The following is a 19736-nucleotide window of genomic DNA, read 5'->3' as shown; positions in this document are numbered from 1 at the left end:
CGGGACCTTTATGGATCTCCTGGACCAGCTTGCCGACACATTCTTCAACTGGGAGGAAATGGCCAAAGTCATTCCCGCCCTGTTCATGGTGGGCCTGCCCAACACCCTGATGCTGGCCATTGCCTCAGGCATCTTTGGATCCCTGCTGGGGCTGCTGCTGGCCATGATGGGCATTTCCCGTAACGCGGGGGCCCGGTGGGCGGCACGCATTTACACCGACATCTTCCGCGGCCTGCCGGCCATCCTGGTGATCCTGGTGATCGGCATCGGCCTCAGTCCGATCGCCAGGGAAATCACGGGTTCGCGGAACCCGTATCCCCTGGGGATCCTGGCCCTGACCCTGATCGCCGCCGCCTACATCGGCGAGATCTTCCGGTCTGGTATCCAGAGCGTTGAGAAGGGCCAGCTGGAGGCCTCGCGCGCACTCGGGTTCAGCTACGGCAGCTCCATGCGCCTGGTAGTGGTGCCCCAGGGCATCCGGCGGGTCCTTCCCGCCCTGGTGAACCAGTTCATCTCGCTGCTGAAGGACTCCTCGCTGGTGTTCATGCTGGGCCTGGCAGCCTCCGACCGGGAGATCTTCCGGATCGGCAACGATGCCATGGCCAACACCGGCAACCTGTCACCGCTGGTCGCCGCCGGTGTCCTGTACCTGATCCTGACCGTCCCGCTCACCCACTTCGTGAACTTCATCGACCACCGGCTGCGTACCGGCAAGCCGGAGAAGAAGGAGCCGGACGAGCTGGCAGCACCTATCGGCAAGGGGGCACACGCATGACTGAATTCGCTTCCGGAACCCTGACCGGCAAGAACCTGCACCTCTCGTTTGGCCACAACCGCGTTCTGCGCGGGATCGACCTGCATGTGGAAAAGGGCACCACGGCCTCGGTCATCGGCCCGTCCGGGTCCGGCAAGTCCACGCTGCTGCGCGTCATGAACCGCTTGATCGAGCCCGACCAGGGTGACATCCTGCTGGATGGGCGATCCGTCCTCAAGGACAACCCGGACGAACTCCGGCAGCGGATCGGCATGGTGTTCCAGCAGTTCAACCTGTTCCCGCACAAGACCGTGGTGGACAACGTGTCGCTGGCCCTCCGTAAGCTCCGGAAGCTGCCCAAGGACCAGGCCCGTGCCGAAGCCCTGGAGCAGCTGGACCTGGTGGGCCTGAAGCACAAGGCCGATTCCCGTCCAGCCAACCTGTCCGGCGGCCAGCAGCAGCGCGTGGCGATTGCCCGGGCTCTGGCCATGAAGCCGGAGGTCATGTTCTTCGATGAGGCCACGTCGGCCCTTGACCCCGAACTGGTCAAGGGTGTCCTCGCCCTCATGGCGGACCTGGCGAAGGGCGGCATGACCATGGTGGTGGTGACCCACGAAATGGGCTTCTCCCGCAACGTCTCGGATAACGTCACGTTCATGGACGCGGGTGTCGTGGTGGAATCCGGTCCGCCGGAGCAGATTTTCACCGCACCGCGCACCGACCGGCTTAAGGGCTTCCTTTCGGACGTCCTCTAGCCGAAGACAAGAAATCCCCGCGTCCCGGGCCTTTCCCCCACACATGGTGGGTGGATTGGTCCGGGACGCGGGGATTTGCCGTTAAGCCGGCGACGGCGGAACCCGCCCGGCGGCCGGAATTACGGCCGGGCTGCAGCGGCTGCCGCTGCCGCGGCGGGCAGGGCGTCGAAAATCCGGTTCATGGCGGCGTCGTCGTGGGCTGCGGAGAGGAACCAGGCCTCGAACACCGACGGCGGCAGGTAGACGCCGGACTCCAGCATGGAGTGGAAGAACGGCGCGTACCGGAAAGCCTCCTGGGCTTGGGCGTCGGCGTAGTTGTGGACGCCCAGCCTGGAAGTTCCGAAGGCCACCGAGAACAGGTTTCCGGCGAACTGGATGGAGTGGTCCACCCCGGCGGCATCCAAGGCGCTGGAAAGAGCCGAGGACAGTTCCAGCGAGCGGGTGTCGATGTAGGAGTAGACGTCGCGGGTGGCGTTGGTCAGTGTGGCAACGCCGGCGGCCATGGCCACCGGGTTTCCGGACAGCGTTCCAGCCTGGTACACAGGCCCGGTGGGAGCCAGGTGGTCCATGACGTCGGCGCGTCCGCCAAGTGCCGCCGTCGGCATGCCGCCGCCAATGACCTTGCCGAATGTGAGCAGATCCGGGGTCCAGGGATCGGCGGCGTCGGGCGCTCCGCCGGTCAGTCCCCAGTAGCCGGAGTAGCCGGTGCGGAAGCCCGTGAGCACCTCGTCCACGATGAGCAGGGCCCCGTGTTCCCGGGTGATCCTGGACAGCCCCAGGTTGAAGCCCTCTTCCGGGGTCACCACGCCCATGTTGGCCGGGGCGGCCTCGGTAATCACGGCTGCGATGTTGGGGCCGTGCGCAGCGAATGCTTCCTTGACGGCGGTGAGGTCGTTGTACGGCAGGACCAGGGTTTCCGCGGCAGTCGCCTCGGTGACGCCTGCGGAACCTGGCAGGGCGAGGGTTGCGACGCCGGACCCGGCGGATGCCAGCAGCCCGTCAAGGTGGCCGTGGTAGCAACCCGCGAACTTGATGATCAGGTTGCGCCCCGTGAAGCCGCGGGCCAACCGGACGGCGGTCATTGTGGCTTCGGTGCCGGTGGACACCATCCGGAGGCGTTCGACGGCGGGCACGCGTTCCTTGACGATTTCGGCCAGGTTGGCCTCGTCCGGAGTGGAGGCACCGAAGGACAGTCCCCGGTCAACCGCGGCATGGACCGCGTCCAGCACCGCCGGGTGTGCGTGGCCCAGCAGCGCAGGGCCCCAGGAGCAGACCAGGTCAACGTATTCCTTGCCGTCCGCGTCCGTCAGGTAGGCGCCCTTGGCGGCCACCATGAAGCGGGGCGTTCCGCCCACGGAGCCGAAGGCGCGGACGGGCGAGTTGACGCCGCCCGGCATCAGCTGGCGGGCGCGGTCGAATAATGCCTCGTTGCGAGGATTGCTGGAAGTCATGGTTCCTATTCTCTCAGTTAGCCGGCATGTCAGCTGCCGAGCAGTTCCGCCACCTTGGGCGCCACCGCCGTTCCCGTCAGCTCAATCGAGCGCATCATTGCCGAATGCGGCAGGGGCCCGCTGCTGTACTTCAGGTCGAAGCGGTCCACCCCCAGGTTCTGCTTAAGCAGGGCAATCTTCCGGGCCACCGTCTCCGGGGAGCCGACGTACAGGGCGCCCTCCGGTGCGCACATGGCGTCGAACTCGGGACGGCCGGCAGGGCCCCAGCCGCGTTCGGCGCCCAGCCGGTTCCGCAACGTGAGCCAGTGCGGATAGTACTCCTCGCGCGCCTGCTCGTCCGTGGGGGCGACGTGCCCCGGCGAATGCGTGGCCATCTGCTGCATCGGGTGCCCGTATTTAGCCATGGCCTCGCGGTACAGGTCTGCCAGCGGACGGAAAGCACGCGGCTGGCCGCCGATGATGGCGAAGATGATCGGGTAGCCGTAGTGGGCGCACCGGAGCACCGATTCAGGGGTGCCACCGACGCCGATCCAAGTGGGCAGCAGGTGGTGTTCCAGGGGTGGGTAGACGCTGAGCCCGGCCAGGGCCGGCCGGGTCCGCCCTTCCCAGTGGACCGGCTGCTGCAAACGCACCTTGCTGAACAGTTCCAGCTTCTCCTCGAAGAGGACCTCGTAATCTGCGAGGTCGAACCCGAAGAGGGGAAACGATTCCACGAACGAGCCGCGGCCCAGCATGACCTCGGCGCGGCCGTTGGAGATGGCGTCCACCGTTGAGAAGCGCTGGAAGACGCGAATGGGATCGTCCGAGCTGAGGACGGTGACGGCCGAACCCAGGCGGATCCTGGTGGTGCGGGCCGCCGCAGCAGCCAGGAAGACTTCCGGCGCGGATACCGCGTAGTCCTTCCGGTGGTGTTCCCCCACACCGAAGGCGTGAAGTCCGACGGCGTCCGCAAGTTCGGCCTGTTCCAGCAGCTGCCGCAGGACTTCGGCATGCGCCTGCGGGGTGCCGTCCTTTTTCACCCCGACGTCACCGAACGTGTTGAGGCCCAGCAGGATGCGGTCCTCCCCTACAGGTTCGGTGGGTCCCGCGGGCAGCCCGGTCATCAGGATTCCTTCAGCCAGCCGGCCAGCTCCGCGGCCCAGTAGGTCAGCACCATGCCCGCGCCGGCCCGGCGGATGCCCAGCACGGATTCGGTGATGGCAGCCCGCCTGTCGATCCAGCCGTTGGCGGCGGCTGCCTCGATCATGGCGTACTCGCCGGAGATCTGGTAGGCCGCCACCGGCACCGGGCTCATGGCGGCGACGTCGGCCACGATGTCCAAGTAGCTCATGGCCGGTTTGACCATCACGATGTCGGCGCCCTCGGCCAGGTCCAGTTCCACTTCGCGCAGCGCCTCGGTGCGGTTTCCTGCATCCATCTGGTAGGTCCGCCGGTCGCCCTTGAGCTGGGAGTCGACCGCTTCGCGGAACGGCCCGTAGAAGGCGGAGGCGTACTTGGCCGAGTAGGCGATGACCGACGTGCTGGTGTGGCCGGCTCCATCCAAGGCGGTCCGGATGGCGGCGATCTGTCCGTCCATCATGCCGGAGGGTCCCAGCATGTGGGCACCGGCGTCCGCCTGTGCCACGGCCATGCGCGCGTAGATTTCCACGGTGCGGTCGTTGTCGACGTAGCCGTCGTCGTCGAGCACCCCGCAGTGGCCGTGGTCGGTGAACTCGTCCAGGCACACGTCGCTCATGATCACCAGGCTGTCCCCCACCTCGGCGCGAACGTCGCGGATGGCCTTGTTCAGCACTCCGTCGGGGTCGAGCGAGGCCGAGCCCTCGGCGTCGCGGTTTTCCGGGATGCCGAACAGCATGATGCCGCCCAGCCCCAGCTCGGCGGCCTCGGTGGCCGCGCGCTTCAGGGTGTCCGTGGTGTGCTGCACCACACCCGGCATTGAAGTGATGGGGTTCGGTTCGGCGAGCCCTTCCCGGATGAAGGCGGGAAGGATGAGCTCGGCCGGCGCCAAGCGGGTTTCGGCGGTCAGCCGGCGCATGGCGGGCGTGGTCCGAAGGCGGCGGGGGCGTTGGCTGGGGAATGTCATGGTCCTGTCCTTCACGTTGTTCCGGGTGGATTCGAGTTCGGTGCCACGCCGGAACCGGCGGTTCCCAGGGCGGCCGCGACGGCAGCTACGAGTCCCTCCGGCGTCGGCTCAGCCGCCACCGCAGCCACCTGCAGGCCAAGCGCGGCGGCCTGTTCCGCCGTCGAACGCCCGATGACCACAAGCCGGCAGCCGCGCAACGGCGCCAGGTCTGCGATCCGGCGCACGGCGCTGGGTGAGGCTGCGAGCACGGCGTCGATACTTCCGTCCGCGATCCCCGCCCGGGCAGCTGCCGGCGAAAGCAGGGAGTACGACGGCGGCACGCGGCCCCCGTCCCCGTCCTCCATCGGAACGGCGAGCCTTCGCTCGGCTGCCGCGGGGTAGTCGACCGTCCGGTAGGCGGCCACGACCGTGACTTTGCTGCCTGCGGCGTTGAGCCCCTCAGCAAGCGCGGGCGCCGCGATGTCGGCCTGCGGCAGCAGGACCCTCCCGTCGCCGGGCCAGACCTCGAGCAGTCCGGCGGCGGACTGCTCGCTGCGCGGGGTCAGGTCCACCGCCAGGCCGTTGGACTCCAGCAGCCTCCGCGTGGCTGGTCCCACGGCGGCGATCCGGGTACCGGTGGGGACCCACTGGCGCAGGGAAAGGCCGCGGTCCCGGGCTTTGCCGAGGAGCACATGGACAGTGGTTGCGCTGGTGAGCACCAGCCAATCGAACGCGCCGGCTCCCAATGCGTCACAGGCTACGTCCAGGGAATGCTGGTCCGGTGCCCGTTCGAAGTCGATGAGCGGCAGGAGCATGGCGGTGGCCCCGGCTTTTTGCAGCGCAGACACGAGTTCCAGTGACCGCTCCGGGCTCCGGGTGATCAGGACCCGGGCGCCGGCCAGCGGCTTGCCCGCCCCTGATGTTCCTGCAGGCACTCCCCTGGGCAAGGTCAGGATGCCTGGAGGTCTGCGATGTCGGCGGCACCGGCAGCAAGGAGGACCTCGGCCAGTTCGATGCCCAGAAGGGTGGCGCCCACCTCGGTCAGCCCGTCGGTTGCCCGCTTGTCGCGGACGGACGCGGTGCCGTCCACGGCGCAGACGACGCCTTCAAGGTGCAGCATGCTGCCCTTGCGGTAGGCGTACGCGCCCACCGGAGCCGCGCAGCCGGCTTCCAGCCGGGCCAGCATGGCCCGCTCCGCCGTGACGGCGAGCCGGGTGTCCGGGTCGTCCAGCGCGGCGAGGGCCTGGGCCAGCACGGCCTGGGACCCTTCGGTTGAGCCGGGCTTCCGCGGGGCGTCGGCAGTGCGGCACTCGATGGCCAGGGACCCCTGCCCGGCGGCCGGGAGCATGACGTCGGTCTCCAGGAATTCGCTGACGGCATCCAGCCTGTTGATGCGCTCCAGGCCTGCGGCAGCAAGCACCACGGCGTCGAGGTCGCAGGACTTGCCGGGCACCACCTGGTCCGTGGTGTTGCCCGGAAGCCCGGGAACCCGGCCCAGGCGGGTGTCCACGTTGCCGCGGATATCCAGGATCTCCAGGTCCGGTCGGGCCGCGCGGAGCTGTGCTGCCCGGCGGGGCGAACCGGTTCCCACCGTGGCGCCGGCGGGCAGATCGGCCAGTTTCAGCCCGTCCCGGGCGCAGAGGACGTCGCGGACGTCAACGCGGCGCGGGGTGGCCGCCAGGCTGAGCCCCACCGCTGCCCCCGTAGGAAGGTCCTTCAGGGAGTGGACGGCCACGTCGCATTCGTTCCGGAGCAGCGCGTCCCGCAGCGCTGCGACGAAGACCCCGGTGCCGCCCATCTGCGACAGCGAGCCGGTGAGGACGTCGCCGTCGCTCCTGATGTGGACGAGCTCCACGGGAAAACCTCCGACGGCGGCCAGCTGGTCCGCGGTCTGCTGCGTCTGCGTCAGGGCCAGTTTGCTGGCGCGGGTTCCGATCCGGACAGTCACTGCTGTGCTGCTCCTTGCGATGCTTCCGGCTGCGCCGGCACGGCGGGGTAAGGGTCGTGGCCTGTCCCCACTGTGGTGTCGGCACCGGCGATGGTGGGTTTTTCGCCGCGGAAGTTCGCGCAGCAGCCCGGACGGCAGACGTCGTACCAGGGGCCGAGGTCCGTTACCGCCGGACGGTCGCTGATGTGGTTGGCCTCGGTGCGTTCGCAGATGAGGTCCACCATGCCGTTGACGAACTTGCGGTGGGTGCCCGGGGTGGGAACGCGGGTGGCGGCCAGGCCCAGATTGGCGCAGGTCTCCAGCGCTTCGGTGTCCAGGTCCCAAACAACCTCCATGTGGTCGCTGACGAAACCGAGCGGCACGATGACGATGCCCTTGGTCCCCTTGCCGGCGAGTTCCTCGATGGCGTCGTTGATGTCGGGTTCAAGCCACGGCACGTGCGGGGCGCCCGAGCGTGACTGGTAGACCAGCGACCACGGAGCCGTGAGGCCGGATTCCTCCTCCACCCGCTGCATCACGGCCGCGGCGGTGGCGAGGTGCTGTGCCACGTAAGCTGAGCCTTCCTCGAATTCGCGGGGCTCGCCGTCGGATTTACCGGCAGCTTCGGCATCCCGGGTGGGGATTGAGTGGGTGGCGAAGAGGATCCGGACGGGAGCATCCGGGGTTCCGGCTTCAGCCAGCTTGGCACGGACCTCGGCGAGGCCGGCGGCGGTGCCTTCCACGAAAGGCTCCACGAATCCGGGGTGGTCGAAGTACTGGCGGACCTTGTCCACTTCCAGCCGGCCGTCCAGTCCGGTCTCCGTCAGCGCCATGCCGATGTCCTCACGGTACTGGCGGCAGCTGGAGTAGCAGGAGTAGGCACTCGTGGTGATCATCAGCAGGCGGCGGTGGCCGGCGTCGTACGCGTCCTGCAGTGTCTCCGGAATGTACGGGGCCCAGTTGCGGTTGCCCCACAGCACGGGGAGGCTGATGCCGCGGGCGGCCAGCTCGGCCTCGAGTGCTGCCTTGAGCTCACGGTTCTGCTGGTTGATGGGGCTGATGCCGCCGTTTGCGCGGTAGTGGTGCGAGACCTCCTCCAGCCGCTCGTCCGGGATCCCGCGGCCGCGGGTGACGTTGCGGAGGAAGGGAATCACATCCTCCTGGCCCTCGGGACCGCCGAAGGAGGCGAGGAGTACGGCGTCGTAGTTCTTGGGGGCCATCCGGCCCGCCTCCGTCACCGGATTGACGGCGGTGCCACCCTGGGCATCGAGGGGGCTCATGCCAGCACCTCGGCTACCTCGTCGGCGGAGATCCGGCGGCCGGTGTAGAACGGGACTTCCTCGCGGACGTGGTTGCGCGCCTCGGTGGCGCGCAGGTGCCGCATGAGGTCCACCAGGTCAACGAGTTCGGGGGCCTCCAGGCCGAGGATCCATTCCCAGTCGCCGAGCGCGAAGGAGGACACGGTGTTGGAGATGACCTGCGGGAATTCGCGGCCGAGCAGCCCATGCTCGCGGAGCATTGCGCCGCGCTCCTCCTCGGGGAGGATGTACCACTCGTAGGAGCGGACGAACGGGTAGACGCACAGCCACTCCGCCGGGGTGACGCCGCGGGAGAAAGCAGGCGTGTGGTTCTTGGCGAACTCCGCCTCGCGGTGCACGCCCATCGCCGACCAGACGATCTCGGTTCCGGCGAAGAGCGAGCTGCGGCGGATATCGCGGATGGCCTGCTGGAGGGCCTCCGGCTTGGGGCCGTGGAGCCACACCATGACGTCGGCATCGGCGCGCATGGCGGAGACGTCGTAGCTGCCGCGGTGGGTCACGTGCCCCTCAGCCAGGCGCTGCAACAGGGCCTCGAAATCGGCGGCGGCATCGGCGCTGCGGACCACTGCCTCCGACCGTTTGAAGACAGTCCAGAGGGTAAAAAACTGCTCGGCTGATTCTTCGGTTTTAGTGACAGATTCGGCAGAAGTGTGGCTCATGGTTACAAGTTTGCCCTTTAGTACCCGCCAAGTCGAAACCAACAACTTCTACAACCCGTAGAAGTGACGAAGATCACACCGGGCCTCCGTTTCCCCTCTGTCCCAGTCGCTCCGGCGTTAGAGATTGCGCAGGCGGAAGAGCACCAGGCCAGCCGCACCTGCCACACCCACCAGTCCGGACCCGAGCCACACCATGGCACTGCGCGGCTCCGGCTGGGCCTTGAGCGTGGCACTGCTCCGCGCACCGGTGCCGGTGCTGTACGGCGTCCACGCCGAGTGCGCCTGGGGTGTGCTGTACAGTGGCGCGCCGCCAGCTTGGCTGCCGGGCGCCGCACCTGCCGCCGGGTTTGTGGCCGGGCCGGTGGAATGCGACTGCTGGGCCGCCGGAGCCTTTGCGGATTCACTGGACGCAGCGGCGACGGAACCAGCCGGCGTTTGGCTGGCATCTGCAGCGGTGGGGGTCCCTGCGGCCGTGGTGCCCGGAACGGCCGGGGCAGTGGGGACTGTCGTCGCTGCGGCCGCGGACGCCGCCGGTGACGAAGCCGGTCCGGTCTGCGATGCCGCGGCGCCATCTTTCGTTTGCGTTGGAGCGGCTGCAGGTGCGGTGCCGGTGGATGGAGCCGCAGGAGGGGTACTGCCCGTCGGAGCATAGGAAGGCGACGGTGTTGGGGTGGGGACCGCCGTCGCGGTCGGGGAAAGAGTAGCCGTTACCGCCGGAAGGAGTGCCGGGGGCAAAGACAGCACCATGGCGGAGGGCGATGCCGACGGACGCGGAACAGCGGTCTCCTGCGCGGACTTGTCCTTGCCTGACCCCTTGCCGCTCGAGTCCTTCCCGTCCTTGTCCTGGCCCGGCGCTGCCTGCAGGGCCTCACCGGCGCTGGCCCGCCCGGATGCCTCCGGCGGCTGGGGGCCTTTTTCCTGCGCCAGCGGAATTGTGGGGCTGCCGGGATCAGCCAGCCCTTCGTCTGCTTGGGACGCCGTGGCGCCTGTGGCTAGAACCAGTACCGCTCCGATCGCCGCTGCATAACTGCCGCGCCGGATTCCCCCATGGATACCGGTCCGGGACATTGAAAGCTCGGACCTGTTGTGAACCATAGTCATCGACCCTAACCATGGAGCAGAAAGAATTGAAAGCCGGTGAAACGGGGTTGGACCAACCGCCGGAAGCGCCGTTTGCACTCAACCCCGCGCTGACCAGCGAAGACGTTCAGCTTGCGAGATTCCGGATCTGTTGTTGCGTGTCGGACACCACGGCGGCGAGCCCGTTGCCGGCAACCCAGCCGCCCACCACGGCAAGGCCGCCCGCCGCGTTGCAGGCTTCACGGATGGCCGCCACCCTCGCGCGGTGGCCGACGGCGGCGAACGGCAGGGCCCCGCGCCAGCGGACCACGTCCCAGTCAAGGATGGTTTCCCTGCTGATGTCCACGCCCAGCAGGGCTGAGGCGTCGCACAGTGAGGCGGCCAGGAGTTCATCGTCCGTTTCGGGACCGGCCGGCTGCCCCCCAACGCCGTCCACGCGGCCATAGGACAGCCGCAGGACGTGCCGGCCGGGGCCCGCAGCTGCGGCGAGCCAGTCCCACTTGCCCGTGGCGTGCGTCAGCGCCTTCGCCGCAATCCCCGGGGTCTGCGGTGCCACCAGGACGCCTGTGCCGCGGGGGCGGCGGTCGAGGGCGGGATTGTCCAGCACCAGGGTCACGAGCTTGACGTCGGGCCCGTGTGCCGGTTTCTTGCCGGCGACGGCGGGCACCGGCCCGGCCAGGAGGTCGACGGCGGCTGGACCGTCCACCGCCACTACCAGCAGGTTCGCGTCGAAGGCCAAGCCGGTCGACTGTATGTGCCACCCGTCCCGAGTGCGGTTTATAGCGACGGCGGGTGTGCCGGATAGCAGGGCGACTCCCTGCCCGCGAACGGCTTCCATCAGGGCGGTGACCAGCGTGTACATGCCGCCTTCCAGGCCGGCGACGGCGGAGCCTGCTTTGGCGGGTTGCCTTTCAGCGGACGCAGCTGCCGGGGCCGCACTGCGCCGCTGGGCGGCAACGGCGGCTGCGAGGGAACCGTGCTGCCGGAGGCGGGCGCGCAGCCCGGGAGCCACCATGTCAACGTCCAGCAGCCCGGGATCGGCCGAGTGGACGCCTCCCACCACGGGGGCGACCAACCGCTCCAGGACGCGGGTGCCCATCCGGGCATGGACCAGCGCTGACACGCTGGTCACCTCCTGCCGGTTTCCCACCGAGGCCGGCAGGATCCGGTCCAGGGACGCCCGGAGGGAACCCAGCAGCCCAAGGGAACGCCGGACCTCCGGGTCCCAGGGGTTGGCGGGGATGCCCAGCACGCCCGTCTTAGGCAGTTCCCGCGGACCTTCCGGCAACTGGACCCACGCACCTCCCGGCCGGGGACCAACGATGTTGCCGCCAAGCCCAAGCTCGCTGGCCAGGCTTGCGACGGCGTCGGACCTTGTGGCGAAGGACTCGGCGCCGCTGTCCAGGGTGAGGCCGGCCACCACATGGCTGCCCACGCAGCCGCCCCACTCATTGCCGGCTTCAAGGACGGTGACCCGGTATCCCGCGAGAGCCAGTTCCCGCGCGGAGAGCAGCCCGGAGATGCCGCCGCCCACCACCAGCGCGGTCTGTGCCGTGGCCGGCGCGCTGCCCACGGACTACTCCGGGGAAATGGAGTGGATGAGCTTTACCACCCGGGTCAGGACATCGGGGTCCGTCTCGGGCGGCACGCCGTGGCCCAGGTTCACAACGTGTCCGGGTGCCGACGAGCCTGCCGCAATGACCTCGCGGACGTGGGCTTCAAGGATTTCCCATGGGGCCGGAAGCAGGGCGGGATCAATGTTTCCCTGCAGCGGTACGGTGCCGCCCAGGCGGCGGTTGGCTTCGTCAAGGGGCAGCCGGTAGTCCACGCCCACCACGTCGACACCCACATCCTTCATGGCCACCAGGAGCTCCGAAGTGCCGGTGCCGAAATGGACCAGCGGGGCGCCGAGGTGCCGCACGTGGTCCAGCGCACGGGCTGAGGCAGGCGCGACGTACCGGGTGTAGTCGGCCAGGCCCAGGGATCCGGCCCAGGAGTCGAACAGCTGGCCCGCCGAGGCTCCTGCCTCAAGCTGTGCCTGGAGGAACATCCCGGAGGCGTCGGCAGCCCAGTTGGCCAGGGCGGACCAGGTCTCCGGGTCGGCGTGCATCATGGTGCGCGGCCCCAGGTGGTCGCGGGAGGGCTTGCCCTCCACCATGTAGGCAGCCAAAGTGAAAGGGGCACCGGCAAAACCGATCAGGGGGGTCTTGCCGAGCTCGGCCACCGTCAGCCGGACGGCTTCCCGGATGGGTTCCAGCGCCTCCCAGGTCAGCTGCGGCAGCGCTGCCACATCGGCTGCCGTGCGGACGGGCTTATCAAGGACAGGACCTACTCCCGGAACGATGTCCACGCCGACGCCGGCGAGCTTCAGCGGGATGACGATATCGGAGAAGAAAATGCCTGCGTCAACGTCGTGCCGGCGGACAGGCTGGAGTGTGATCTCGGACGCCAGCTCCGGACGCAGGCAGGAGTCCAGCATGGCAATGCCCTCACGGACCTTGAGGTACTCGGGCAGGGAGCGCCCCGCCTGCCGCATGAACCAGACGGGACGGCGGGAGGGTTTGCCGCCGCGGTAGGCAGTGATCAGCGGGGAGTCCGCGGTGCGGCCGTCCAGCAGCGGATGGTCAGCGGCAAGGGCGCCGGCAGCAGAGACGGCAGGGCTAGAAGTCATGCCATTGATTCTGCCGAAGATCAGCGCCAAAAGATAACGACAGCCTGTCATCCCGCAGGCCAAATTTCCCGTCGTGGCAGGAATCACAAGCCCGGGTACCCCCGGGACCGGGCAGGGAGTTGTTCTACCGAGGAACGAAAAAGCTATGATTGGTCTGCTGTGGTTCTTTTTTCATTGGTGGCTACACACGCCGACATCGATCTTGAGACCGTTGCTCAGTTGAGCAACGGTTCCTCCGGGATTGCCACGAACGCCCTCTCCGGATCGCCGGCCGTGACGGGTGCGGTTGTCCTTGCCACCTGCAACCGCTACGAGATTTATGGCGAGGCGCCCCATCCGGATGATGTAGAGGCTGCCCGGGCAGCGCTAGTCGCCCAGATCAGCGAAGCCAGTGGCCTGAGTGAACCGCTGGTATCCCGCTCCTTCAGCACCCGCACCGGCCCTGAAGTAACCCAGCACCTCTTCGCCGTCAGCGCCGGGCTGGACTCCGCCGTCGTCGGTGAACGGGAAATCGCAGGCCAGGTTCGCCGCGCACTCATCACCGCCCAGCATGAAGGCACCGCCAGTGCGGGTCTGGTCCGGCTGTTCCAGGCCGCCTCCAAAACCGCCAAGGACGTGGGCGCCCAGACGGCGCTCGGTTCGCGCGGACTGTCCATCGTGTCCGTGGCCCTGGACCTTGCAACAGATCTTTCCGAAAACCCGGACTGGTCCACCAAGAAGGTGGTGGTCTTCGGAACAGGAGCCTACGCCGGCGCCACCATGGCACTGCTCCGCGAACGCGGCTGCACGGACATCTCCGTGTTCTCCTCCTCCGGCCGGGCCGAAGGGTTCGTCGCCACGCGCGGCGGCACCGCCCTCGACGACGATTCCCTCAATCCCGCCGTTGCCGCGGCGGACGTCATGATCGGCTGCAGCGGTTCGGACGCCCGGGTGGAGGCCGATGAACTGGCCCAGGTCCGCGCCAACTCCCCGCAGCCGCTGATCGCCATCGACCTGGCCCTCACCCACGACTTCGACCCCGCCGTCGGCGATCTGGACGGCGTCGAACTCCTCACCCTGGAATCGGTCCGCCTCGCCGCGCCGCAGGAACAGGCCGAATCGCTGGCCCAGGCAAGCAGCATCGTCAAGGGTGCCGCCACGGCTTTTGAACAGGAACGCGAGGCCCGGTCCGTGGATTCCGCCATTGTTGCCCTCCGCCGCCACACCATGAACGTCCTGGACGCCGAAATGGAAAAAGTCCGGGCCCGGCACGGCTGCACCGCCGCTGCCGAGGAAGTGGAGTTCGCACTCCGCCGCATGGTCAAGCAGCTGCTGCACGTGCCTACGGTCCGCGCCCGGGAACTGGCGGCCAACGGCCAACAGGACGAGTACGTGGCGGCCCTGGAGGCCCTCTACGGCATCACCGTGGAGCAGCCCGCTGCCCGCCCGTCCGCCCAGGCAGATTGCCCAGTGGACCATCGGGGCCTCGAAAGCGCCTGAACCACACATGTTCTATCAGATATGGCTCCCAAAATTCTTTTTTGGGAGCCATATCTGATAGAGCAGCGGGTCAGTAAACGGGCTTGTGCGGTTCCACCTCGCGCACCCATGAGAGGATGCCGCCGTCGAGATGGCTGACGCGCTGGTAGCCCGCCTTCTGCGCTGCCGCCAGGACGTTGGCCGACCGTGTCCCTGCCTTGCAGAGAAACACGATGTCCCGGTCCTGCGGAATTTCCGCCCACGCGTCGCCGGCCAGGATCCGGCCCTGCGGGATCAGGACTGCGCCGTCGATCCGGACAATCTCGAATTCACCGGGCTCCCGGACGTCCACCAGCTCAAAATCCTTGAGCCCGGCTTTCCGGGACGCCAGCATGGTGGCCAGCTGCGTTGCGGTCACAGTGTGTTCGGTGTCCGACGGCGCCGCTGGGGTGATGCCGCAGAAGGCCTCATAGTCCGTCAGCTCCGTGATGGGTTCCGCCGCGGGATCCTTCGATACCCGGATTTCCCGCCAGCTGCCGCCCAGGGCGTCGAACAGCGCCACACGGCCCAGGAGGGAACGTCCGACGCCGGTGATCAGCTTGACTGCCTCCGTCACCATCAGCGACCCCACGGCCGCGCACAGCATGCCGAAGACTCCACCCTCGCCGCAGGAGGGAACAGAGCCCGCGGGCGGCGCTTCGGGGTAGAGATCGCGGTAGGTGGGTCCGTGCTTTTCCCAGAACACGCTGACCTGGCCGTCGAACCGGAAGATGGAGCCCCAGACGTAGGGCTTGCCCAGGATGGCTGCGGCATCGTTAACAAGGTAACGGGTGGCAAAGTTATCCGCCCCGTCAAGGATCAGGTCGTAGCCGGCGAACAGTTCCAGGGCGTTGGAGGCGTCCAGGCGGACATCGTGGAGGCGGACGTCCACCAGCGGGTTGAGCGCGGCGATGGCGTCCCTGGCCGATTCGATCTTGGGCCTGCCGACGTCGGCCACCCCATGGATGACCTGGCGTTGCAGGTTGCTGAGGTCAACGGCGTCGTCGTCAATGATCCCGATGGTTCCCACGCCGGCCGCCGCCAGGTAAAGCAGCGCAGGTGATCCCAGCCCGCCGGCACCGATCACCAGGACTTTCGCGTTCTTGAGCCGCCGCTGCCCAATGGTCCCGATCTCGGGAATGATGAGGTGCCGCGAATAGCGCTCCACCTCGGCAGGGGTCAGTTCACCAGCCGGTTCCACCAGGGGATCCAGGGAAACAGAGGAAACATTTGCGGTGAAAGTCGAAGCCATACTTCAATGTATGCCCCGGGATACCGCCGGGTCATATTACCCCGCAGTAAAGTGGAGCTAACCGCAATGGAAAGAAGGACAACCGTGGTCCCTGAAGCACGGGCTGACCGCCCGCCCGCCGCCGAACCGCAGGCGACCCCGCGTCCGGCAGGCCAGCGCTCCGCCCGGCTGCCGCGCGACGAGCGCCGCGCCCAACTCCTTTCCGCAGCGCAGGAAGTCTTCGTGGCCAACGGCTACCACGGAGCCGCCATGGACGAGATCGCCGAGACGGCCCACGTCAGCAAACCCGTCCTGTACCAGCACTTTCCTTCAAAGCGGGACCTGTACCTGGCACTGCTGGAAAGCCACTTGGCCTCCCTGACCGAGCTCATGCTGGGTGCCCTGAACTCCACCACGGACAACAAGGAACGCGTGCAGGCCGTGATGCGGGCCTACTTCCGCTTCATCGCCAATGACGACCAGGCCCACCGGCTGGTCTTCGAATCGGACCTGATCAACGATCCGGATGTCAGTTCCAGGCTGGAAACATTCAACCGGACCTTCGCGGACGCGATCGCACGCGTCATTGCCGAGGACACCAAGCTCCCCCATCTCGAAGCCGAACTCCTGGGCCGGGGGCTGGCAGGAATGGCCCAGGTCAGCGCCCGCTACTGGCTTGAAACGGACGGCAACCTGGACCTCGATGTGGCCAGCGACCTCATCTACCGTTTAGCTTGGCGCGGAATCTCTCGCTTCCCCAAAGAGTCCTAGACTACAAATAAGACATCATCCATGAACTTTGACTGGCTGGGAGGCCCCTGTGGAAATTAAGATCGGCGTTCAGAACGTTGGCCGCGAGATTGTGCTCGAATCGACCCAGGACGCCGAGACGGTGGCCAAGGTTGTGGGCGAAGCCATCAATGCCGGCAGCGAACTGCGGCTGACCGACGACAAGGGACGCCTGATCATTGTTCCCGGCAATGCCCTCGGCTATGTGGAAATCGGCGCCGAAGAGGTCCGCCGCGTAGGGTTCGGCCAGTTCTAGCCGGCACCGCGGACGTCCCTAGGAGATCCATGCTTTCCCTGACCATCGTTGTGCTGGCAGCGGTTGCCGCAGGCTTCATCGTCTGGGCGAATGACAGGCGGCACGCCAAGTATGGCGCCGGCCTGCCCGCAGGCGTTGCCGTCGTTGCCGGGGTCTTGACCTGGATCATCCTGATGATGGCAGGCTTTGGCTACCGGCCGGGCCTGACGTGGCTCCCGTGGGTCCTGCCCGTCGTCCTTGGAGTTGCCGCCGCCGTGGCCGCGGTCCTCTACCTGGGCCGCAGCCGCGCCCGTCAGGACACGCAGCGGCTCACTGCCATCCTTCGCCGCTAGGACCGGGAACTATCCTGCAAACACGCGTGGCCGCCGCCCTCCGGGGCGGCGGCCACGCTCGCTTAAGCGGCTTGGCGACTAGCTTCCGGGGTAGCGCGACGGTTCCGCCTTCGCCCCCACGGCGGCCGCCGCCTCGCTGGCTCCTGCCGCAGCGGTGAGGTCCCGTCCGGTCACCTGCCCTCCTGCGTCATGCGAGGTGTAGCGGATGAAGACGCGGTTGTAGCGCCAGTCCAGGTCCGGGTGGTGGTTCTGTTCCTCAGCAATGCGTCCGACGGCGGCAATCAGCTCGAGTGCGGCAGCCGCCGTCGGCGTCTTGAAGGCGGTCACCAGCCCGCCATCGTGGTATCGCCAGTCGGGCAGCCCTGCGAGGGCCTGGTGGATCTGTTCCTGGGGAAGGGCATCTTTGCCGGCCACTGCTGCTCCTTGCTTGAGGGGCATCAGCCGGCACGGTCCCGGCCTAGAGGAACTCGGCCCGGCCTTCCATTGCCGACGATGCCAGCGCGTGTTCGCGGCGGGGAATGCGGCCCGCCGCTTTCGCCAGCCTACCGGCGATGACGGCGTGTTTGAATGCCTCCCCCATCAGGGCCGGATTCTGCGCCCGCGTGACCGCCGTAGCCAGCAGCACGGCGTCGCAACCGAGCTCCATGGCCAGGGCGGCGTCGGAGGCCGTACCGATCCCGGCGTCCAAGACCACCGGGACGGAGGCGCGGGAGACGATCAGCTCGATGTTGTGCGGGTTCAGGATTCCCAGTCCCGTGCCGATGGGCGCTCCCAGCGGCATCACGGCGGTGGCGCCGAGGTTCTCCAGCCGCAGCGCCAGGACCGGGTCATCATTGGTGTACGCAAACACCTTGAAGCCGCGGTCCACCAGCTGTTCGGTGGCCTCCACCAGCTCGACGGCGTCGGGAAGGAGGGTGTGCTCGTCGGCAATGACCTCGAGCTTCACCCAATCCGTTTCCAGCGCCTCGCGGGCGAGTTCGGCAGTGAGGACGGCGTCCCGGGCGGTGAAGCAGCCGGCGGTGTTCGGCAGTACCCGGATGCCGTGGTCCACCAGGAGCTGGAACAGCGAGCCCGTCTCCGCGGTGGAGTAGCGCCGCATTGCCACGGTGGTCAGGGACGTGCCGGAGGCCAGGAGTGCTGCGCCAAGCCCGTCGAGGCTCGGGGCGCCCCCGGTCCCCATGATGAGCCGGGACGCCAGGGGCACCCCGTCAATAACCAGGGCATCGTCCAGGTTGGGCACAACCGTGGTGGTCAGGGTATCGGATTCGGTCATGGTGTCAGCCTCCCTGCACTGCCGTGACAAGCTCGACGTCGTCACCGTCGGCGAGCGCCGTGGCGAACCATTGGCTCCGGGGAACCACCTGCGCGTTGTGCGCCACGGCGACACCCAGCCTGTTCCCGTCCTTGGCCTGGCCGTCAGCCCCCACGGTACGGCCGGTGACCTCGCTGATGAGGGTGGTGATGGAGGCCCCCTCAGCCACCGTATGGTGGTTTCCGTTCAGGGTGATGTTCATGCTGTCTCCTTGATGTTGACGCTTGCAGCGGAGGTTTGGCGGCCGGAGAAGCGGCCAGGGTTGAACGTTTCCCAGCGGGGGTCCGCGGTGCCGTCCATCAGGTCCCGGCAGATGGCGCCGGCTGCGGGTGACAGGAGGACGCCGTGCCGGAAGAATCCGGTGGCCATGATCAGGCCGGCGATGTGCCCGCCCGGGTTGGAGCCCGGAGCGGCGGGCACCCTGCCCAGCAGCGGGGCGTTGTCCGGGGTCGCCGGCCGGGCCCGCGCCGTACATTCAAGCAATTCCAGCTCGGCCACGGCCGGGACCAGGACCTGCGCGTCCCGGAGTAGCTGATAGACGCCGCCTGCGGACACCGTTCCGGCAGCGGACCGGAGGGCTTGCGGGGGTACGGCACCGGCCCCGGCGAGGGCATCCTCACGCTGGGTGGCTCCGATCACCACCGTTCCGTCCTCCCGGGGGACGATGTACACCGGCACGCCGCGGACCAGGCCGCGGACGGTGGCCGTCACCAGCGGCCGGAGGTGCTGCGGTACGGCGAGGCGGAGGATGTCCCCGTAGACCGGCCGCAGCGGCAGGAGCAGGCCCGCGGGCAAGTCCATCAGCGCAGCGGCATCCAGTCCATTGGCCACCACGGTTTCTCCGGCCAGCACTGTGCCGCCGCCGGCGAGCCGGGCTCCCGCAACAGTGTCATCCGCCCACAGCAGGCCCAAGGCCCTGTCCGGCACCGCGTAGCCTTCCACTGCGCCCGCAACTGCGGGGCCGCGGCCGGCGGCTTCCCCGGCGAGGGCGTTGCGAAGGCAGGACACCAGGAGCCGGGGATCCACCTGGTGGTCCGCGGGGGTGTCGAGGGCACACGCGATGGCGGGGCTGAGCAAAGGTTCCCGCCGCCGCGCCTCGCGGACGGTCAACGGCTCAACAGCCAGGCCATTGGCCTGCTGGACCGCGCGCAGGTCCATCAAAGCCCGGCGGTCGGCGGCGTCGGCACCTACGGCGAGGGTGGGCGTCGTCAGGTACCCGGTTTTCTCCCCGGATGCACAGGACAGGTCCGCGATGAAGCCGGGCCACCGGGCGGAAGAGGCCAGCATCAGGTCCAGGAGATCCTCTTCCTGGTAGTGCAGCTCGCTCACCGGTGCGAGCATCCCGGCTGCCGCCCAGCTGGCGCCGGAGCCGGGGGCGTCGTCGATCAGCGCGACGCTGCGGCCTGAGCGCTGTGCTTCCCAGGCGATTGCGTGGCCCACCACTCCGCCGCCGATGACTGCGACGTCGGCCCTGATGGTGCCGTTGGGGGGCTGCGGGGGTGCTGTGTTGGGGGTGCCCATGTGTCTCCTTCCCTACGCCGGAATTACCCGGATCAGGTCAAGCGGTCGGCTCTGACGCCCTCTCAGCCCGGCGCTTTATGACAGCTGCCGCAGGCTCCCGCAGTACGAGGCAAGTGTAGA

The 19736-nt window shown here is 68.0% G+C and carries 21 protein-coding genes and 1 riboswitch; of the genes, 6 read left to right on the top strand and 15 right to left on the bottom strand.

Translation table 11 applies throughout. The annotated features are described in order from the left end of the window. Nucleotides 1-10 precede the first annotated feature (10 nt). Together AC5RUO_RS05695 and AC5RUO_RS05690 are read left to right on the top strand one after the other, a co-directional pair. Nucleotides 11-775 (top strand): amino acid ABC transporter permease, encoded by a 765-nt coding sequence (locus AC5RUO_RS05695; RefSeq protein ID WP_494008776.1) that lies wholly within the window; start codon nucleotides 11-13, stop codon nucleotides 773-775. Continuing rightward, a complete protein-coding gene (locus AC5RUO_RS05690; RefSeq protein WP_494103013.1) occupies nucleotides 772-1509 on the top strand; it encodes an amino acid ABC transporter ATP-binding protein in 738 nt (245 codons plus the stop codon). Before AC5RUO_RS05695 ends, AC5RUO_RS05690 begins: the two co-directional genes overlap by 4 nt. A 119-nt stretch (nucleotides 1510-1628) precedes the next feature. Here AC5RUO_RS05690 and hemL read toward each other — a convergent pair whose 3' ends face one another. The 10 genes from hemL to hemE all read right to left on the bottom strand — a co-directional run bounded on the left by hemL (nucleotide 1629) and on the right by hemE (nucleotide 12678). Further along, nucleotides 1629-2960: a glutamate-1-semialdehyde 2,1-aminomutase gene (gene hemL, locus AC5RUO_RS05685; RefSeq protein ID WP_494008778.1), complete on the bottom strand. Its 1332-nt coding sequence runs from the start codon at nucleotides 2958-2960 to the stop codon at nucleotides 1629-1631. A 29-nt stretch (nucleotides 2961-2989) separates the two neighbouring features. Next, complete coding sequence (locus AC5RUO_RS05680; RefSeq protein ID WP_494008779.1) at nucleotides 2990-4063, bottom strand: LLM class flavin-dependent oxidoreductase; 1074 nt, start codon at nucleotides 4061-4063, stop codon at nucleotides 2990-2992. Continuing rightward, entirely contained in the window at nucleotides 4063-5043 is a 981-nt protein-coding gene (gene hemB / locus AC5RUO_RS05675) for a porphobilinogen synthase (RefSeq protein WP_494008780.1), read from the bottom strand. The genes AC5RUO_RS05680 and hemB overlap by 1 nt, the downstream gene beginning before the upstream one ends. Before the next feature lie 11 nt (nucleotides 5044-5054). After that, the gene (locus AC5RUO_RS05670) at nucleotides 5055-5957 is read right to left on the bottom strand and encodes a uroporphyrinogen-III synthase (protein ID WP_494008781.1); all 903 of its coding nucleotides are present in this window, start codon (nucleotides 5955-5957) and stop codon (nucleotides 5055-5057) included. 14 nt (nucleotides 5958-5971) lie between these two features. Further along, nucleotides 5972-6970: a hydroxymethylbilane synthase gene (gene hemC, locus AC5RUO_RS05665; protein WP_494008782.1), complete on the bottom strand. Its 999-nt coding sequence runs from the start codon at nucleotides 6968-6970 to the stop codon at nucleotides 5972-5974. Next, nucleotides 6967-8229: a ferrochelatase gene (locus AC5RUO_RS05660; protein WP_494008783.1), complete on the bottom strand. Its 1263-nt coding sequence runs from the start codon at nucleotides 8227-8229 to the stop codon at nucleotides 6967-6969. The genes hemC and AC5RUO_RS05660 overlap by 4 nt, the downstream gene beginning before the upstream one ends. Continuing rightward, nucleotides 8226-8927, bottom strand: coding sequence for a hydrogen peroxide-dependent heme synthase (gene hemQ, locus AC5RUO_RS05655; RefSeq protein WP_133346057.1), 702 nt, complete (start codon nucleotides 8925-8927; stop codon nucleotides 8226-8228). Before hemQ ends, AC5RUO_RS05660 begins: the two co-directional genes overlap by 4 nt. 117 nt (nucleotides 8928-9044) lie before the next feature. Further along, nucleotides 9045-10028 (bottom strand): hypothetical protein, encoded by a 984-nt coding sequence (locus AC5RUO_RS05650; RefSeq protein ID WP_494008784.1) that lies wholly within the window; start codon nucleotides 10026-10028, stop codon nucleotides 9045-9047. A gap of 106 nt (nucleotides 10029-10134) precedes the next feature. Then, a complete protein-coding gene (gene hemG / locus AC5RUO_RS05645; RefSeq protein ID WP_494103012.1) occupies nucleotides 10135-11580 on the bottom strand; it encodes a protoporphyrinogen oxidase in 1446 nt (481 codons plus the stop codon). A gap of 3 nt (nucleotides 11581-11583) precedes the next feature. Then, a complete protein-coding gene (hemE, locus tag AC5RUO_RS05640; RefSeq protein ID WP_494008786.1) occupies nucleotides 11584-12678 on the bottom strand; it encodes a uroporphyrinogen decarboxylase in 1095 nt (364 codons plus the stop codon). 159 nt (nucleotides 12679-12837) lie between these two features. Here hemE and AC5RUO_RS05635 point away from each other — a divergent pair, with 159 nt between their 5' ends. Next, nucleotides 12838-14157: a glutamyl-tRNA reductase gene (locus AC5RUO_RS05635; RefSeq protein WP_494008787.1), complete on the top strand. Its 1320-nt coding sequence runs from the start codon at nucleotides 12838-12840 to the stop codon at nucleotides 14155-14157. 70 nt (nucleotides 14158-14227) lie between these two features. Here the strand turns inward: AC5RUO_RS05635 and moeB are convergent, their stop codons facing one another. After that, nucleotides 14228-15427: a molybdopterin-synthase adenylyltransferase MoeB gene (gene moeB / locus AC5RUO_RS05630; RefSeq protein ID WP_494103011.1), complete on the bottom strand. Its 1200-nt coding sequence runs from the start codon at nucleotides 15425-15427 to the stop codon at nucleotides 14228-14230. 84 nt (nucleotides 15428-15511) lie between these two features. Between moeB and AC5RUO_RS05625 the strand changes: the two genes are divergently transcribed. Genes AC5RUO_RS05625 through AC5RUO_RS05615 form a run of 3 tightly spaced genes read left to right on the top strand, consistent with a single transcriptional unit; the run spans nucleotide 15512 to nucleotide 16783 of the window. Beyond that, nucleotides 15512-16177 (top strand): TetR/AcrR family transcriptional regulator, encoded by a 666-nt coding sequence (locus AC5RUO_RS05625; protein ID WP_494008789.1) that lies wholly within the window; start codon nucleotides 15512-15514, stop codon nucleotides 16175-16177. A gap of 49 nt (nucleotides 16178-16226) precedes the next feature. After that, nucleotides 16227-16451 carry a DUF3107 domain-containing protein gene (locus AC5RUO_RS05620; RefSeq protein ID WP_009357701.1) on the top strand — a complete coding sequence of 75 codons (225 nt, stop codon included), beginning with the start codon at nucleotides 16227-16229 and terminating at the stop codon, nucleotides 16449-16451. Nucleotides 16452-16480: 29 nt separating this feature from the next. Next, entirely contained in the window at nucleotides 16481-16783 is a 303-nt protein-coding gene (locus AC5RUO_RS05615; RefSeq protein ID WP_494103010.1) for a hypothetical protein, read from the top strand. Between the two features lie 78 nt (nucleotides 16784-16861). Here AC5RUO_RS05615 and AC5RUO_RS05610 read toward each other — a convergent pair whose 3' ends face one another. The 4 genes from AC5RUO_RS05610 to thiO form a co-directional block, all read right to left on the bottom strand. Beyond that, complete coding sequence (locus tag AC5RUO_RS05610) at nucleotides 16862-17197, bottom strand: 4a-hydroxytetrahydrobiopterin dehydratase (RefSeq protein WP_494103009.1); 336 nt, start codon at nucleotides 17195-17197, stop codon at nucleotides 16862-16864. Nucleotides 17198-17240: 43 nt separating this feature from the next. Continuing rightward, complete coding sequence (locus AC5RUO_RS05605) at nucleotides 17241-18056, bottom strand: thiazole synthase (protein WP_494103008.1); 816 nt, start codon at nucleotides 18054-18056, stop codon at nucleotides 17241-17243. Between the two features lie 4 nt (nucleotides 18057-18060). Further along, nucleotides 18061-18297 carry a sulfur carrier protein ThiS gene (gene thiS / locus AC5RUO_RS05600; RefSeq protein ID WP_494008793.1) on the bottom strand — a complete coding sequence of 79 codons (237 nt, stop codon included), beginning with the start codon at nucleotides 18295-18297 and terminating at the stop codon, nucleotides 18061-18063. Next, nucleotides 18294-19616, bottom strand: coding sequence for a glycine oxidase ThiO (gene thiO / locus AC5RUO_RS05595; protein WP_494103007.1), 1323 nt, complete (start codon nucleotides 19614-19616; stop codon nucleotides 18294-18296). Before thiO ends, thiS begins: the two co-directional genes overlap by 4 nt. Next, a riboswitch (TPP riboswitch) is annotated at nucleotides 19609-19727 on the bottom strand. Its footprint overlaps the gene before it by 8 nt. Nucleotides 19728-19736: the final 9 nt, after the last annotated feature.

It is taken from the genome of Arthrobacter sp. Y3221087 (genome assembly GCF_059089905.1).
This window is presented reverse-complemented; position numbering and strand designations above follow the sequence as displayed.

What these genes read in the sequence shown, in the direction of transcription:
- AC5RUO_RS05695 (WP_494008776.1), top strand. Translation starts at nt 11, where the DNA reads ATGGATCTCCTGGACCAGCTTGCCGACACATTCTTCAACTGGGAGGAA.
- AC5RUO_RS05690 (WP_494103013.1), top strand. Translation starts at nt 772, where the DNA reads ATGACTGAATTCGCTTCCGGAACCCTGACCGGCAAGAACCTGCACCTC.
- hemL (WP_494008778.1), bottom strand. Translation starts at nt 2,960, where the DNA reads ATGACTTCCAGCAATCCTCGCAACGAGGCATTATTCGACCGCGCCCGC.
- AC5RUO_RS05680 (WP_494008779.1), bottom strand. Translation starts at nt 4,063, where the DNA reads ATGACCGGGCTGCCCGCGGGACCCACCGAACCTGTAGGGGAGGACCGC.
- hemB (WP_494008780.1), bottom strand. Translation starts at nt 5,043, where the DNA reads ATGACATTCCCCAGCCAACGCCCCCGCCGCCTTCGGACCACGCCCGCC.
- AC5RUO_RS05660 (WP_494008783.1), bottom strand. Translation starts at nt 8,229, where the DNA reads ATGAGCCCCCTCGATGCCCAGGGTGGCACCGCCGTCAATCCGGTGACG.
- hemQ (WP_133346057.1), bottom strand. Translation starts at nt 8,927, where the DNA reads ATGAGCCACACTTCTGCCGAATCTGTCACTAAAACCGAAGAATCAGCC.
- AC5RUO_RS05650 (WP_494008784.1), bottom strand. Translation starts at nt 10,028, where the DNA reads ATGACTATGGTTCACAACAGGTCCGAGCTTTCAATGTCCCGGACCGGT.
- hemE (WP_494008786.1), bottom strand. Translation starts at nt 12,678, where the DNA reads ATGACTTCTAGCCCTGCCGTCTCTGCTGCCGGCGCCCTTGCCGCTGAC.
- moeB (WP_494103011.1), bottom strand. Translation starts at nt 15,427, where the DNA reads ATGGCTTCGACTTTCACCGCAAATGTTTCCTCTGTTTCCCTGGATCCC.
- AC5RUO_RS05615 (WP_494103010.1), top strand. Translation starts at nt 16,481, where the DNA reads ATGCTTTCCCTGACCATCGTTGTGCTGGCAGCGGTTGCCGCAGGCTTC.
- AC5RUO_RS05605 (WP_494103008.1), bottom strand. Translation starts at nt 18,056, where the DNA reads ATGACCGAATCCGATACCCTGACCACCACGGTTGTGCCCAACCTGGAC.
- thiS (WP_494008793.1), bottom strand. Translation starts at nt 18,297, where the DNA reads ATGAACATCACCCTGAACGGAAACCACCATACGGTGGCTGAGGGGGCC.
- thiO (WP_494103007.1), bottom strand. Translation starts at nt 19,616, where the DNA reads ATGGGCACCCCCAACACAGCACCCCCGCAGCCCCCCAACGGCACCATC.